Source organism: Streptomyces sp. BBFR2 (assembly GCF_044497305.1).
Taxonomy (GTDB): Bacteria; Actinomycetota; Actinomycetes; order Streptomycetales; family Streptomycetaceae; genus Streptomyces.
In genome coordinates this window covers 1,235,910-1,250,844 of the sequence record NZ_CP172415.1, presented here as the reverse complement: position 1 = coordinate 1,250,844, position 14,935 = coordinate 1,235,910, and the positions used below count along the sequence as shown (strand labels likewise).

Here is a 14,935-nt window from a genome sequence, read left to right as displayed (position 1 = left end):
CCCGCCCGCCGTCAGAACGGATACCACCGCACGGTCGCGTCCTTCTCGCGCAGCGAGGCGATGCGCCGGGCGAATTCGGTACGGGCCGCGGGGTTACCGGGCGCGTGCTGGGAGACCCAGGCGCAGCTCGCGGTCTCCCGGGAGCCGCGCAGCACCGCGCACCCCTCCCACTCCCGTACGTCCCAGCCGTAGCCGGAGACGAAGGTGTCGTACGCCTCGGCGGGCAGTCCGTAGCGGTCACGGCTGAGGGCGAGGACGACCAGGTCGTGCTCGCGCAGATCGGAGGAGAAGGTCTCCAGGTCGACCAGGACCGGTCCGTCGGGCCCGACATGGACGTTGCGGAGCAGGGCGTCCCCGTGGATGGGGCCGCGCGGCAGATGCGGCTCCAGCGCCGTCGCGGCGAGGGCGAAGGCGTCCCGGCGGCCGCGCAGATACTCCGCGTCCCGCGGTGAGACGGCGTCCCCGGCCAGCCGCAGCCACCGCTCGACGCCGCCGAGCAGATCGCGCCGCGGCAGGGTGAACGGCGGCTCCGGCAGGGCGTGCACCAGCCGCAGCAGCGCGGCGAGGTCGCCGGGCGCGGCGGGGCGGACGGACTCCGGCAGCCGCTCCCAGTACGTCACGGGGTGACCGTCGGCGAGGTGCGCCTCCGGCTCGGCGGCGCGTACGGCGGGGACGCCCGCCTCGGCGAGCCAGCGGGCCACGGCCAGTTCCCGTTCGGCGCGTTCCAGGAGTTCGGCGCTGCGGCCGACGCGGATGACCGGCCCGCGCTCGCCGAGCGCGAAGACGGCGTTCTCGCCGAGCGAGAGCAGCCGGGCGTCGGCCGCGGCGTCCGGCCGCCCGGCGGCCGCCAGCGCGGCGCGGGCGCGGGCCTCGGTGAAGGCGCCGGGGCGCGGTTCATTCATGGTGATTCCTCCTGCCGGGCGTGACCCGCCCAGTTTCGCAGGTGCCCGGCCCGCGGCCGGCGGGCGGATCGGGTGGGGGGATCTGACAGGGGAGCGTGGCCCCGGGGTACGGGGCCGGTGCCGAGGCGGGCGGGGCGCCGACGGAGACGGAGCGGGACCGGTGGCGGGACCCGAGGAATGCGGGCCCTCCGTGCGGGGGCGGCCCACCAGGCCCGTCACGGCGTGCCCCCTGGGCTCGTCCCGGGCCTCGCCGACGAGGGGCCGGCCGAAGCAGCACCTCCCACCCCTTGAGGAGCTTCACCGAGGGGCTTCACCCGGGCCACGCGCGCGAAGGGACGCGGTGAGTCACGCGCGCGCGAGCAGGCACTTACCCGGGCCACGCGCGCGAAGGGGCGCGAGGGGAAGGAGGCCGACCGACCACCCGGGCGGGCGCCAGCCGACGGCACCCGCGCTCACGCCCCCTGGACGAACCGCCCCCGGCGGCCACCGGGCTGACGCGCCGGCTCCTGACGGTCACTCCGTCCTCCGGGGCGTCAGCTCCCCAAGCCCACCGCGCCCCTACCTCAACGGGCTTTCGGTAGCGGGTAATCCACCGTCTGTAACCGCAGATTGCCGAAATGTAAACGTTGTTGAGGCTCGAATGTTCAACTACTCGATTCTTTTGCTCCACTTGGGACCGATTTTGACTTTATGCAGGGTTGTTGTTTATCTCACACGGTGCGGCTGGCCTTGAATTGAACTCGTCAATCCGACAGGGTTTCGAACCAGCCCGGGTGCAGGACTTCCTGTCGATTCGGGCTGTTGCGCAACGCTTTCCCCCCACACCACGAACGAGGAGAACCCTCGCTATGGCTCACAAGCGTTCCAGCAAGAAGCGGCTCGTCACGGCAATCACCGCCGCCGTAGCCGCCACTGGTATCGCCGCCGTCACCGCGGTCACCGCTGGTGCCGCCCCCGCCGAAGGCAAGATTTACGGTGCCGAGGCGAAGGGCGCCGTCAACGGCAGCTACATCGTCATGCTCAAGAAGTCGGTCGGCAGCGCCTCGGTCTCCGCCACCGCCCACAACGACCTCGCCTCGAAGTACGGCGGCAAGGTCAAGCGGAACTACACCGCCGCCCTCAACGGCTTCTCCGCCACCGGCCTCAGCGCCGACGAGGCCAAGCGCCTGGCCGCCGACCCGGCCGTCGACAAGGTCGTGCAGAACAAGAAGTTCCACATCGACGCCACCCAGGACAACCCGCCGTCGTGGGGCCTGGACCGCATCGACCAGGCGGACACCGAGGGCGACAAGAAGTACACCTACCCCGACGCCGCGGGTGAGGGCGCCACCGCCTACGTCATCGACACCGGCGTGCGCATCTCGCACAAGGACTTCGGCGGCCGTGCCTCCTACGGCTTCGACGCCGTCGACAACGACAACGACGCCGACGACGGCAACGGCCACGGCACCCACGTCGCGGGCACCATCGCCGGCACCGAGCACGGCGTCGCCAAGAAGGCCAAGATCGTCGCCGTCCGCGTGCTGGACGACCAGGGCTCCGGCACCACCGAGCAGGTCGTCGCCGGTATCGACTGGGTGACCAAGAACCACAAGGGCCCCTCGGTCGCCAACATGTCGCTCGGTGGCGGCGCGGACGAGGCGCTCGACGCGGCCGTCCAGAAGGCCATCGCCTCCGGCGTGACCTTCGCCGTCGCGGCGGGCAACGAGTCCTCCGACGCCTCGCAGAGCTCCCCGGCGCGGGTGAAGGAGGCCCTCACGGTCGCCTCCAGCACCAACCAGGACGAGCAGTCGGACTTCTCCAACTACGGCAGCATCGTCGACATCTACGCCCCCGGCTCCGACATCACCTCGGACTGGAACACCGACGACAACGCCACCAACACCATCTCCGGCACCTCCATGGCCACCCCGCACGTCGTGGGCGCGGCCGCGGTCTACCTCGGCTCCCACCCGGACGCCAAGCCGGACGAGGTCGCCAAGGCCCTCACGGACGGCGCCACGCCGGACAAGATCTCGAACCCGAGCGAGGGCACGCCCAACAAGCTGCTGAAGGTCGTCGAGTAACCGACTTCCCCCTCAGCACCGCACGCCGGCCGTCGCGCTCGCCCCCACGGGGCGCGGCGGCCGGCGTCGTCACGTCGAAGTGCCGTACGGAACCGCGGAGTTATCCACAGGAGGGCGCCTCCGGAACCGCGGTGTGCGTTCTCTCCCTACTCTCGGTCACATGCACGGAGGACTGCCGTTCATCGGCATCAGCACACTCGTCTACGGCCTGATCGGGCTGCTCACGCTCGTGGCCGGAGCACTTCGCACCGCAGGGGGAGTTCGGCATGCACACCATCACCGTCATCGTTCCCGCACACAACGAGGAGGAGGGGCTTCCCGCGACGCTGGAGTCGCTGGCACGGCAGACGGTGCCACCTGACCGCGTCCTCGTCGTCGACGACGCCTCCACCGACCGCACCGGCGAGGTGGCCGCCGCACACGGCGCGACCGTGCTGCGCCCGCCCCGAAACCTCGGCAGCAAGGCCCGCGCGCAGAACCACGCGTTACCGCACTGCACCACCGACCTCGTCCTCGCCGTCGACGCGGACACCGTCCTCGCGCCCGACTACATCGAGACGGTCCTGCCGGTCTTCGACGACCCGGCCGTCACCGTCGCCGCCGGCACCGTACGCACCCGCCACACCCGCACGATCTGGGAGCGCGGCCGCTCCACGGAATATCTCTTCGGCTTCCACTGGCACAGGCCCATCCAGGCGCGCGCCAACAGCCCCATGGTCTGCTCCGGTTGCTGCTCCGTCTTCCGCCGCGCGGACCTGACGGCCTTCGGCGGCTTCCCCGAGCGCACCATCGTGGAGGACATGGATTACACCTGGAGTCAGCAGATCGCCGGACGCAAAGCGGTCTACGTCTCCGACGCCGTGGCTCTTGCCGCCGATCCGGAAGACCTCACCTACCTGCGTAAACAGGTCTGGCGTTGGATGGCCGGGTTCTGTCAGAACGTCCGGCTCCACCTCGGCGCCCTGCTCCGGCACAAACCGTTGCTCGCCCTGTGGGTGGCGCTCGCCGTCTTCGAGATCCTCACCGCCCCGCTGTGGTGGGCGACCCCGTTCGCGATGGCGGCCCTCACCGACCGGCCGCTGCCCGTCACCTTCGGCTGGTGGGCCGGGACGGACCTCCTCCTGACGACGCCACCCCTCCTCTACGCCGCCCACCGCCGCGAACTACGGCCCCTCACCGTCCTGCGCGACCTGCCCTGCGTCTACGCCACCAAGGCCGTCAACCTCGTCTACGCCTGGAAGGCCCTCGTCGTCGAACTGCTCCTGGTGCCCCTCGGCCTGTCGAAGGGGCTGACGGTCTACGAGAAGGGTCGGGCCGATACGCCGGTGGCGCCCACGCGGCGGGCCGAATCGCCCAGGTCAGGCGATCAGTGCGGGTCGGGGCAGCCCTTCGCACCGGGCGGTGACCGCGGCGTCGTACCGCCGCAGCAGCAGCCGACCCAGTTCCGGGGCGGCGCCGAGGACCGGAGCCAGGACGTCGGCGCGGGCCTCACGGGCGCCCCGGGCGATGCGGTCCGGCAGGAAGCCGGGCGCGATGACGTACGGGGCGACGGCGACGCGCGCGACGCCCTCGTCCCGCAGGGCCCGTACGGCGTCGGCCGTACGGGGCAGAGATGCGGAGGCGAACGCAGGTCGCACGGCACACCAACCAGCGGTGCGCCGCCACTCCCGCGCGGTTTCAGCGATCACTGCGATCGCCTCCGGGTCACTGGAGCCCGCCGCGGCCAGGACGATCCCGGTCGAGCGGCGGTCACCGGGCCGCAGCCCGGCTTCGCCCAGCCGCCGCTCCAACGCGGCGGTGAGCAGGGAGGAAGGGCCGAGAACAGCGGCCTGGCGGACGGTGAGCCGCGGCAGGCGCGCGGTGGCCTCCGCCAGTGCCGCCGGGATGTCCGACTTCGCGTGGAAGGCGCGGGTGAGCAGCAGCGGCAGCGCCACCACCTCCCGCGCCCCCTCGGCGGCCAGCCGTTCCAGCACACGGGGGACGGACGGCGCGTTGAAGTCGAGGTACCCGACCTCCACGCGCAGCCCCGGCCGCAGCGCCCGCACCCGCGCGCAGAGCGCGGAGACGGTCGCCGCGTGCCGCGGGTCACGGCTGCCGTGGGCGACGACGAGGAGGGTGGGTGAGACGTCCATGGGTCAGCTCTTCACCAGAAGTCCGCGGCTGCGCAGCACCCGGCGTTCGAGCGGCGCGAAGACCAGCAGCTCGATACCGATACCGACGATGAGGATCAGCAAAATCGCGGAGAGCACCCAGGGCATGTCCTGGAACTCCCGGCCCTGCTCCAGGAGCTGGCCCAGGCCGGTACCCAGATCGGGCGCGTTGACGATGAGTTCGGCGGCCATCAGCGAACGCCAGGAGAACGCCCAGCCCTGCTTGAGTCCGGCGATGTAGCCGGGCAGCGCGGCCGGCAGCAGGACGTGCCGCACCCCGGCCGCACCGGTCGCGCCGATGGTCCTCCCCGCCCGCAGATAGAGCGGGGAGATCTGGTCGACCCCGGCCACCAGGCCGTTGGCGATCGACGGGACGGCGCCGAGCAGCACTACCGCGTAGATGGTGGCGTCGCTCAGACCGAACCAGATGATCGCCGCGGGGACCCACGCCACGGACGGCAGCGACTGCAGACCGCTGAGGATCGGACCGATCGCGGCCCGCACCGCCTTGACGCGGGCCACGATCAGCCCGAGCACGGTGCCGAGCACCACCGAGGCGAGGAAGCCGAGCGCGCCCCGGGAGAGGCTGGTCCACACATAGCCCAGCAGCGTGCCCTCCAGCCACTTCTCCTGGAGGGAGCGGGCCACGTCGACGGGGCTGGGCAGCAGATAGTGCGGCTTGACCTCGAAGTGGTAGGCGAGCTGCCACAGCACCAGCACGATGACGACGGCGATGGCCGGCGGGAGCGCCTTCGACGCGAGCGTACGCAGCCAGGGCTGGCGGGCGGCGACGGTGGATTCCAGGGCGTCGAGCCCGGCCTCCAGACCCGCCAGGGAGTCCGGTTCGCCGTTGCCCGGCGCCGCCGGGCGGCCGGCTGCTCCGGACGTCCCGGCTCCGGCCGTGCCGGTCGGCGCGGGCGGAGCGGCGGCGCTCGCCGGGGCGTCCTCGCCGGGCGCGTCGCCCGCGGGCCCGGTGGTGGTCTCAGTGCTGGCCATGGCGGCGGATCTCCCCACGCAGCTTTTCGGTGATCTCGACGGAAAGGTCGGCGACCGCGGCGTCCTCGATACGGCGCGGCTGGGCGATGGAGACCTGCCACTCCCGGGCCACCCGGCCGGGGCGCGAGGAGAGCAGGACGACGCGCTCGGCGAGCCGTACCGCCTCACGGACGTTGTGGGTGACGAAGAGCACCGACAGCCCGCCGGAGCCGGGGGCGCCGTCGTTCGACGCGTGCCAGATGCGGGTCAGTTCGTCGTGCAGCACATCGCGGGTGATCGCGTCCAGCGCGGCGAACGGCTCGTCCATCAGCAGCAGCCGGCTGTCCTGGGCGAGGGCGCGCGCCATCGCGACGCGCTGGCGCATACCGCCGGAGAGTTCGTGGACGCGCTTGCCGTACGCGCCCTTGAGGCGGACGAGTTCGAGGAGCCGCTCGGCCTCCTCGCGGCGCTCCGCGCGCGGCACCCCGCGCAGCCGCAGCGCCAGTTCCACGTTGCGGCCCGCGGTCAGCCACGGGAACAGCGCGTGTTCCTGGAACATCAGGGCCGGCCGGCCGCCGGGCGTCTCGATGGTGCCGGACGTCGGCGCGTCGAGCCCGGCCACCAGGTTCAGCAGCGTGGACTTGCCGCAGCCCGAGGCGCCGAGCAGGCAGACGAATTCGCCGGGCGCGACGTCGATGCTGATGTCGTCGAGCACGTGCTGGCGGGCGCCGGGGCGGCCGAAGGACTTCGAGACATGGTCGATGCGCGCGGCGTACGGGGCCGCCGGGCCCGCGTCCGCCGTACCGGCGGGCCGCTTGGTGAGGGTGGTGGTCGTCATCGGTGTCACCTCCTGGAGTGCGGTGCGGGCGTCAGTCGTTGCCGAGACCGGCGGCGTCGACGGGCTTGTCGCCCTCGGCCTTGAGGACCTTGTTCAGCAGCCGCAGGTCGTAGATGCCCTTGAGGTCGGGCTTCTGCAGCAGACCGGCCTTGACGGCGTGGTCCGCCTCCTGCTGGAGCGTGGCGGCCAGCGGGTCGTCGGTGACATCGGTGTTCTTGAAGGCCGGGCCGATGATGTCGGCGGGCAGCGCCTTGCCGGAGATCTGCGGGTCGGCGAGCTTGTCGTTGAGCGCCTTCACCGCCTCGGCGGGGTGCGAGCGGATCCAGGCGTTGGTCCGCACCGAGGCGCGCAGCACCGCCTCGACGGCCTTGGGGTGCTGGGCCAGGAACTTCTGCGAGACGATCATGTTCGTGATGACGAACTTGCCGTCCTTCCACAGGTCCTTCTCGTTCAGCAGCGTCTTGCCGCCGATGCTGACGAGCTTGGCGGCGGTCGGCTCGGGCACCCACGCCGCGTCGATGGCGCCCTGCTGGAAGGCGGTCGGCGTCACCTTGTTCTCGGTGCGCTGCACGGTGACGTCGCCCTTGCCGGTGGTGGCGTCGACCCGGTAGCCCTTCTCCGCCAGGTAGTTCAGGAGCGCCACGTCCTGGGTGTTGCCGAGCTGCGGGGTGGCGATCTTCTTGCCCTTGAGGTCGTCGAGGCTCTTGATCTTCTTGGGGTTGACCACGAGCGAGACCCCGCCGGAGGCCGAGCCGCCGATGATCTTCAGGCTCTTGCCGTGGGACTTGGCGTAGCCGTTGATGGCGGGGGAGGGGCCGATCCAGCCGATGTCGATGGCACCGGAGTTGAGCGCCTCGATCTCGGCGGGGCCCGCGTTGAAGACCGAGGACTTCACCGCCGTACCGCCCAGCTCCTTCTGGAACAGCCCCTTCTCCAGGCCGATCAGCGGGGTGGCGTGGGTGACGTTGCCGAAGAAGCCGATCTTGACGGTGTCCAGCCCGTCGGTCTTCGGGCCCTTGGCGACGGTCTCGGCCGCCGGGTCCTTCTTGGCCTCGGAGCCGTAGCCGCAGGCGCTGACCGCCCCGAGCAGCAGCAGGGCGAGGGCGGCGGCCGCCGGATGGCGGGGTCGGACGGCAGGCACGGGAGGCGTTCCTCTCGTAGGGCCGGGGCAGTACGCGCCCCTCTAGGGCGCGCCCGGCGGTGCGATGGTTCTTCGTACGGGCGGGGACGGGCGGGCGAAGTGGTGCGTCGTCAGCTCACACATCGGCCGACTCCGCCCTGCCCGCTGCCGAGGGCGCCGCTGCCGATACGGCCGCCCTCCTTCGCGAAGGTCGAGAACACGTCCTGGTGCACGGTCAGAAGTCCCAGCCCTCGTCGTCGGCCACGGCGTCCTCGGCCGCCCGCGCCGCGAAGGCGGTGCCCGCCATGCCCGCGGTCAGCGTCGTCCCGTCCGACGGGTCGATCAGCAGGAAGGAGCCGGTGCGGCGGGAGTCGGCGTAGGCGTCCAGGGCCAGCGGTTCGGCGGTACGGATACGGACCCGGCCGATGTCGTTCGCCGCCAGTTCGCCGGGGGCCGGGTGCTGGGAGAGGTCGTCCAGCGTCAGCCGCGACGGGATCTCCTTGACGATCGCCTTGACGGTCCGGGTGGTGTGCTTGAGCAGCACCCGCTGCCCGGCGGTGAGCGGACGGTCGGCGACATGGCAGACCGTCGCCTCGACGTCCTGGGTCACGGCCGGTGCGCCCGCCGCGGGGGCGAGCAGGTCGCCGCGGGAGATGTCGAGATCGTCGGCGAGGGTGACGGTGACCGACTGCGGCGCCCACGCGGCGCCGACGGCCCGGCCGAGCGCGTCGAGACCGGTCACGGTGGAGGTACGGCCGGACGGCAGCACGCTCACCTCGTCACCGACGCGCAGCACACCGGAGGCGATCTGGCCCGCGTAGCCGCGGTAGTCGGGGTGGTCGGCGGTCTGCGGCCGGATGACGTACTGCACCGGGAAGCGGGCGGGGTCGCGCGCCGGGTCGGTGTCGACGGGCACCGTCTCCAGGTGCTCCAGGACGGTCGGGCCGCCGTACCAGTCCATGTGCGCCGAGGGGGACACCACGTTGTCACCGGCGAGCGCCGAGATCGGGATGGCGGTGACCTCCGGGACGCCCAGCGACGCCGCGTAGGCGGTGAACTCCCCGGCGATGGCGGCGAAGACCGGCTCGGCGTAGTCGACCAGGTCCATCTTGTTGACGGCGAGGACGACGTGCGGGACGCGCAGCAGGGCGGCGACGGCGGCGTGCCGGCGGGTCTGCTCGACCACGCCGTTGCGGGCGTCGACGAGGACCACGGCCAGTTCGGCGGTGGAGGCGCCGGTGACCATGTTGCGGGTGTACTGCACATGCCCGGGGGTGTCCGCCAGGATGAACCGGCGCCGCGGGGTGGCGAAGTAGCGGTAGGCGACGTCGATGGTGATGCCCTGCTCGCGCTCCGCGCGCAGCCCGTCGGTCAGCAGCGCCAGGTCGGGCGCCTCCTGACCGCGGCCCAGCGACGCCCGCTCGACGGCTTCGAGCTGATCGGCGAGGACCGACTTGGAGTCGTGCAGCAGCCGTCCGACCAGCGTCGACTTACCGTCGTCGACGCTGCCGGCGGTGGCGAACCGCAGCAGCGAGGCCGCTTCGTGCCCGACGACTCCGTGCTCAACAACAGTGCTCATGGCTAGAAGTACCCCTCGCGCTTGCGGTCCTCCATGGCGGCCTCGGACATCTTGTCGTCGGCCCGCGTCGCGCCCCGCTCGGTGAGGCGGGAGACGGCGATCTCGGCGATGACCGCCTCGATGGTGGCGGCGTCGGAGTCGACGGCGCCGGTGCAGGACATGTCGCCGACGGTGCGGTAGCGCACCGTACGGGTCTGGAGGCGTTCGCCGTCCTTGAGGCCGCCCCACTCGCCGGGCGACAGCCACATGCCGTCGCGGGAGAAGACCTCACGCTCGTGCGCGTAGTAGATGGCGGGCAGTTCGATCTTCTCGCGGCCGATGTACTGCCAGACGTCCAGTTCGGTCCAGTTGGACAGCGGGAAGACGCGGACGTGCTCGCCGGGGGAGTGGCGGCCGTTGTAGAGCTGCCACAGCTCGGGGCGCTGGCGGCGCGGGTCCCAGCCGCCGAACTCGTCGCGCAGCGAGAAGACGCGCTCCTTGGCGCGGGCCTTCTCCTCGTCGCGGCGGCCACCGCCGAAGACCGCGTCGAAGCGCCCGTTGGCGATGCCGTCGAGCAGCGGCACGGTCTGGAGCGGGTTGCGCAGCCCGTCGGGGCGTTCGCGCAGCTCACCGCGGTCGATGTAGTCCTGTACGGCGGCGACGTGCAGCCGCAGCCGGTGCTCGGCGACCACCCGGTCGCGGTAGTCGATGACCTCGGGGAAGTTGTGCCCGGTGTCGACGTGCAGCAGGGCGAACGGCACCGGCGCGGGGGCGAACGCCTTCAGCGCCAGATGCAGCATGACGATGGAGTCCTTGCCGCCGGAGAAGAGGATCACCGGCCGCTCGAACTCGCCCGCCACCTCGCGGAAGATGTGGACCGCCTCGGACTCCAGGGCGTCCAGGTGCGACAGCGCGTACGGTCCGGTGGAGTCGGCGCTCCCGGCGGCGGCGCTGGTGGTCGTGGTCATGCTGCCCCTTTCGTCGGGCTGTCCTTCACCGGGTGTCTGGGCCCGGGGCGCCGGGGCCACGGCGTGCCCGGGGGCGCTCACGCCAGGCCCCGCTCGGTGAGCAGACCGTGCAGCGCCGCCGCGGACTCCGCCACGGTCTGGGTGTGCGAGGCGATCCGCAGATCGGGCGCCTCGGGCTGCTCGTACGGGTCGTCGACGCCGGTCAGGCCGGAGATCTCGCCCGCCGCCTGCTTGGCGTAGAGCCCCTTGACGTCCCGCTCGGAGCAGACCTCGACGGGCGTGGCGATGTGCACCTCCAGATACGGGGTGCCCTCGGCACGGTGGCGTTCGCGGACCGCCGCGCGGGAGGCGGCGTACGGGGCGATGACCGGGACCAGCGTGGTGACGCCGTTGCGGGCGAGGAGTTCGGCGACGAAGCCGATGCGCTGGACGTTGGTGTCGCGGTCGGCGCGGCTGAAGCCGAGACCGGCGGAGAGGAAGGTGCGGATCTCGTCGCCGTCGAGGACCTCGACGCGGTGGCCCTCGGCGCGCAGCCGGTCGGCGAGGGCGCGGGCGAGGGTGGTCTTGCCGGCGCTCGGCAGGCCCGTCAGCCACACGGTGGCGCCGGTCATGGGTATCTCCTCAACTTCCGCTGCGGCGGGCGCAGTTGTCCGTTCCGTCATCCGTGCAGTCCGCACTCGGTCTTGTTGCTGCCGGCCCAGCGCCCGGCCCGCGCGTCCTCGCCCGCGAGCACCCGGCGGGTGCACGGGGCGCAGCCGACGGAGGCGTAGCCGTCCTGGAGCAGCGGATTGGTGAGGACGCCGTGCTCGGTGACGTACGCGTCGACGTCCGCCTGCGTCCAGCGGGCGATCGGCGAGACCTTGACCTTGCCGCGCCGGGCGTCCCAGCCGACGACGGGGGTGCGGGCGCGGGTCGGCGACTCGTCGCGGCGCAGCCCGGTCGCCCAGGCGTCGTATCCGGCCAGCCCCTCTTCCAGCGGCTTGACCTTCCGCAGCGCGCAGCACAGGTCCGGGTCGCGGTCGTGCAGCTTCGGGCCGTACTCCGCGTCCTGCTCGGCCACCGACTGCCGGGGGGTGAGGGTGAGGACGTTGACGTCCATCACCGCGGCGACGGCGTCGCGGGTGCCGAGGGTTTCGGGGAAGTGGTAGCCGGTGTCGAGGAAGACGACGTCCACGCCGGGTGCGACGCGGGAGGCGAGGTGGGCGACGACCGCGTCCTCCATGGAGGAGGTGACGCAGAAGCGCGGCCCGAAGGTCTCGGCGGCCCACCGCAGGATGGCGAGCGGGTCGGCCTCCTCCAGGTCACGGCCGGCGCGCTCGGCGAGCTGGGGCAGTTCGGACGCGGTGGTCACGGGGCACCTCCGGCGGAGCCGTCGGACGGGGACGGGGCGGTGAGGCCCTGCGCCAGCAGGCCGAGGAACTTCAGCCGGAAGGCGCGGTTGCAGGCGCGGCACTCCCAGGCGGCGCCGGTGCCCCGCTCCGAGGGGGCCTCACCGGGGCGCAGGTCCTCGTCACCGCAGTACGGGCAGTGGAACGGCGCGGCGCGTTCGCTCACTTCAGCGCACCTTCTTCCGCCCGGCCCACCCACTGGGCGAACCGCTCGCCCTCGGTGCGCTGCTCGGTGAAGGCGGTCAGCACCCGCTCGATGTAGTCGGGGAGTTCGGCGGCGGTGACCTTCAGCCCGCGCACCTTGCGGCCGAAGCCCGCCTCCAGACCGAGCGCGCCGCCCAGGTGCACCTGGTAGCCCTCGACCTGCTCGCCGTTGCCGTCCAGCATCAGTTGGCCCTTGAGACCGATGTCCGCGACCTGGATACGGGCGCAGGCGTTGGGGCAGCCGTTGAGGTTGATGGTGACCGGCTCGTCGAAGTCCGGCAGGCGGCGCTCCAGTTCGTCGATGAGCGACGCGCCGCGGCCCTTGGTCTCGACGATGGCGAGCTTGCAGAACTCGATGCCGGTGCAGGCCATCGTGCCGCGGCGGAACGGCGACGGGGTGACCCGCAGGTCCAGCGCCTCCAGGGCGGCGACGAGCGAGTCGACGCGGTCCTCGGTGATGTCGAGGACGAGCATCTTCTGCTCGGCGGTGGTCCGCACCCGGCCCGAGCCGTGCGCGGCGGCCGCCTCGGCGATCTTGGTGAGGGTGGCGCCGTCCACCCGGCCCACGCGCGGGGCGAAGCCGACGTAGAACCGGCCGTCGCGCTGGCGGTGCACACCGACGTGGTCGCGCCAGCGCTGCGCGGGCTCGGCGGGCGCCGGTCCGTCGTGCAGCTTGCGGCCCAGGTACTCGTCCTCCAGGACCTGGCGGAACTTCTCCGGGCCCCAGTCGGCGACGAGGAACTTCAGCCGGGCGCGGGTGCGCAGCCGGCGGTAGCCGTAGTCGCGGAAGATCGAGATGACGCCCTCGTGGACCTCGGCCGCCTCCTCGGCGGAGACCCAGGCGCCGAGCCGCACGCCGAGCTTGGGGTTGGTGGACAGGCCGCCGCCGACCCAGACGTCGAAGCCGGGGCCCAGTTCCGGGTGGACGACGCCGACCAGCGAGATGTCGTTGATCTCGTGGGCGACGTCCAGCAGCGGGGAGCCGGAGACCGCGGTCTTGAACTTGCGGGGGAGGTTGGAGAAGGCGGGATTGCCGACGATCCGGCGGTGGATCTCCTCGATCACCGGCGTGCCGTCGATGATCTCGTCCTCGGCGATCCCGGCGACCGGCGAGCCGAGGATGGCGCGCGGGGTGTCACCGCACGCCTCGGTGGTGGACAGGCCCACGCCCTCCAGGCGCCGCCAGATCTCCGGGACGTCCTCGATGCGGATCCAGTGGAACTGGACGTTCTGCCGGTCGGTGATGTCGGCGGTGCCGCGCGCGAACTCCTGGGAGATCTCGCCGATGACCCGCAACTGGTCGGTGGTCAGCCGCCCGCCGTCGATGCGCACCCGGAGCATGAAGAACTCGTCGTCCAGCTCCTCCGGCTCCAGCACCGCGGTCTTGCCGCCGTCGATACCGGGGCGACGCTGGGTGTAGAGGCCCCACCACCGCATGCGCCCGCGCAGGTCGTTGGGGTCGATGGAGTCGAAACCGCGCTGGGCGTAGATCGTCTCAATGCGTGTCCGCACATTGAGACCGTCGTCGTCCTTCTTGAACTGCTCGTTGCCGTTGAGCGGGGTGAAGTGGCCGGCGGCCCACTGGCCCTCGCCGCGGTGGCGTCCGGCCTTGCGGCGGGTCGTGGCGGCTGCGGGTCGTTCCGGGGTGGCGGCCATGGGTGTACGTCCTTCTGGGGCGGCTCAAGGGAGGCGGGAGGGCGCGGGAAAACCCGCGGTGACCTGCGTGGACACGCGGCAGAGCGGCGCGCGGCGGCGCGTCGCGAAAGAGCTGGGGTGGGTCTCGGGAGGTCCGCCGTGACGGGGGCGGCGGAGGGGAAACGCGTGATGGGGCGGTGCCGTGGGGGCGCTGCGCCCCGGGCCGAGGTGGCGTCAGCGCGCCGGACAGACCGCGCTGGACAGGCGGCCGAGGTCGACGTGGAGTCGGCTCACCAACGCAATTCCTGTTCGAGACATGACCGCAGCGTGGCACGCGTTTCTTGCGGCAGTCCACCATCGTCCGAAATCTGGACAACAATTTCTCGGAGGGTGAGATGCTGTGGTCTTGCTCACGTGGCCTCCGGGTACTCCGGACGCCACCGCGGACGGGCCGGCCGAGGTGCGCGGGAGCGGCCGGGCCCCGCCGCGCACCCGGGCCCGGCCGGTCGCCGTCAGACCGTACGAGGGGCGTCCTCCCAGGTGGGCAGGGCCGTGTCCCCGGCGCCCGGCCACGGGCCCGGCGTCCCGGTCACGGTCTCCTGCTCCACCGTGGTGTCGTACCGCGTGAACCCCCGCCGCTCGTAGTTGCGGAGCGCGTGGGGGCCGTCCTTGCTGCAGGTGTGCACCCACACCCGCCGCGTCGGCGGCCGGCCCTCGTACCGGTCGCCGAGATCCCACGCCCGGGCGGTGCCGTACGACAGCAGATGGCCGCCGATGCCCTGGCCGCGGAAGGCCGGGATCAGCCCGAAGTAGGCGATCTCGACAGTGCCCTCGGACGCGCCGTCCAGCTCGATGAAGCCCGCCGGGGTGCCGTGCGCGTACGCCACCCAGGTCTCCACGCCGGGCCGCGACAGATACTCCGCCCACCGCGCGTACGGCCATCCCAGCCGGTCGGTCCAGTGGATGTCGCCGCCGACGGCGGAGTAGAGGAACCGGCTGAACTCGGGCAGCGGGCGCCGTGCCCGCACGATGCGGACGTCCTGCGCGGCGGGCGGCGCGGCGGCGGGCGTCAGGGCGTCGGGCGCGGTCTGTTCGAGGTACCAGGTGGTGACGGTGAGGCTGCTCATGGCG

The 14,935-nt window shown here is 72.3% G+C and carries 13 protein-coding genes and 1 pseudogene; 2 read left to right on the top strand and 12 right to left on the bottom strand.

Translation table 11 applies throughout. The features are described 5' to 3' along the window. Positions 1-11: 11 nt before the first annotated feature. The gene (locus ACGH2B_RS04250) at positions 12-902 is read right to left on the bottom strand and encodes a phosphotransferase enzyme family protein (protein WP_399084291.1); all 891 of its coding nucleotides are present in this window, start codon (positions 900-902) and stop codon (positions 12-14) included. An 848-nt stretch (positions 903-1,750) separates the two neighbouring features. On the opposite strand from ACGH2B_RS04250, the gene ACGH2B_RS04245 reads away from it, so the two are divergent. Together ACGH2B_RS04245 and ACGH2B_RS04240 are read left to right on the top strand one after the other, a co-directional pair. Then, complete coding sequence (locus tag ACGH2B_RS04245) at positions 1,751-2,968, top strand: S8 family peptidase (protein WP_399084288.1); 1,218 nt, start codon at positions 1,751-1,753, stop codon at positions 2,966-2,968. 266 nt (positions 2,969-3,234) lie between these two features. Continuing rightward, positions 3,235-4,020: pseudogene (locus ACGH2B_RS04240) on the top strand (glycosyltransferase family 2 protein); the annotation flags it as partial. Positions 4,021-4,326: 306 nt separating this feature from the next. Here ACGH2B_RS04240 and ACGH2B_RS04235 read toward each other — a convergent pair. The 11 genes from ACGH2B_RS04235 to ACGH2B_RS04185 form a co-directional block, all read right to left on the bottom strand. Beyond that, complete coding sequence (locus tag ACGH2B_RS04235) at positions 4,327-5,100, bottom strand: sirohydrochlorin chelatase (RefSeq protein WP_399096693.1); 774 nt, start codon at positions 5,098-5,100, stop codon at positions 4,327-4,329. 3 nt (positions 5,101-5,103) lie between these two features. Next, positions 5,104-6,114 (bottom strand): ABC transporter permease, encoded by a 1,011-nt coding sequence (locus ACGH2B_RS04230; RefSeq protein ID WP_399084285.1) that lies wholly within the window; start codon positions 6,112-6,114, stop codon positions 5,104-5,106. Beyond that, the gene (locus ACGH2B_RS04225; protein WP_399084282.1) at positions 6,101-6,931 is read right to left on the bottom strand and encodes an ABC transporter ATP-binding protein; all 831 of its coding nucleotides are present in this window, start codon (positions 6,929-6,931) and stop codon (positions 6,101-6,103) included. The genes ACGH2B_RS04230 and ACGH2B_RS04225 overlap by 14 nt, the downstream gene beginning before the upstream one ends. Positions 6,932-6,962: 31 nt before the next feature. Next, on the bottom strand, positions 6,963-8,072 hold the full coding sequence (locus ACGH2B_RS04220; protein ID WP_399084279.1) for an aliphatic sulfonate ABC transporter substrate-binding protein: 1,110 nt from the start codon (positions 8,070-8,072) through the stop codon (positions 6,963-6,965). 214 nt (positions 8,073-8,286) lie between these two features. Continuing rightward, entirely contained in the window at positions 8,287-9,630 is a 1,344-nt protein-coding gene (locus ACGH2B_RS04215) for a sulfate adenylyltransferase subunit 1 (RefSeq protein WP_399084276.1), read from the bottom strand. A 2-nt stretch (positions 9,631-9,632) separates the two neighbouring features. Further along, positions 9,633-10,577, bottom strand: coding sequence for a sulfate adenylyltransferase subunit CysD (gene cysD, locus ACGH2B_RS04210; RefSeq protein WP_399084273.1), 945 nt, complete (start codon positions 10,575-10,577; stop codon positions 9,633-9,635). A gap of 77 nt (positions 10,578-10,654) precedes the next feature. Beyond that, a complete protein-coding gene (cysC, locus tag ACGH2B_RS04205) occupies positions 10,655-11,188 on the bottom strand; it encodes an adenylyl-sulfate kinase (RefSeq protein ID WP_399084270.1) in 534 nt (177 codons plus the stop codon). Between the two features lie 47 nt (positions 11,189-11,235). Next, on the bottom strand, positions 11,236-11,928 hold the full coding sequence (locus ACGH2B_RS04200) for a phosphoadenylyl-sulfate reductase (protein WP_399084268.1): 693 nt from the start codon (positions 11,926-11,928) through the stop codon (positions 11,236-11,238). Then, entirely contained in the window at positions 11,925-12,131 is a 207-nt protein-coding gene (locus ACGH2B_RS04195) for a hypothetical protein (RefSeq protein ID WP_399084265.1), read from the bottom strand. Before ACGH2B_RS04195 ends, ACGH2B_RS04200 begins: the two co-directional genes overlap by 4 nt. Continuing rightward, positions 12,128-13,825: a nitrite/sulfite reductase gene (locus tag ACGH2B_RS04190; protein WP_399084262.1), complete on the bottom strand. Its 1,698-nt coding sequence runs from the start codon at positions 13,823-13,825 to the stop codon at positions 12,128-12,130. The genes ACGH2B_RS04195 and ACGH2B_RS04190 overlap by 4 nt, the downstream gene beginning before the upstream one ends. Positions 13,826-14,316: 491 nt before the next feature. Next, positions 14,317-14,931, bottom strand: a complete 615-nt coding sequence (locus tag ACGH2B_RS04185) for a GNAT family N-acetyltransferase (protein ID WP_399084259.1) — start codon at positions 14,929-14,931, stop codon at positions 14,317-14,319. Between the last annotated feature and the right edge of the window lie 4 nt (positions 14,932-14,935).